The sequence below is a fragment of the Photobacterium sp. R1 genome (genome assembly GCF_054600795.1).
On the sequence record NZ_BAAHZP010000358.1, the window covers coordinates 1 to 307 of the forward strand.

The following is a 307-nucleotide window of genomic DNA, read 5'->3' on the forward strand; positions in this document are numbered from 1 at the left end:
GATGGCATTGAGATCAGCATCCATGATTTAAGTCATTAGTGAAATGATTTCAAAGTATTTATCGATCATATGTCATAAATGATACTGGGTGAACCTTAAACATCACTTGGAATGAATTTATGCGATCTCCTTTACCTTCAGCGGTTTACCTTCTTAGTCTCGGTATCTTTATCATGATTTCCTGCGAGTTGCAGGTGCTGGGTTTTATGCCTGCGCTGGCAGCAGATCTGGGTGTTTCAATTGCTGAGGTCGGTTATCTGGTTTCAGCCTTTGCTGCCAGTATGGCCATTGGCGGCCCAATCCTCAT

General features: G+C 43.0%; 1 pseudogene. It reads left to right on the forward strand.

The features are described from left to right. Positions 1-119: 119 nt before the first annotated feature. A pseudogene (locus ACYP03_RS25410) lies at positions 120-307 on the forward strand (MFS transporter); the annotation flags it as partial.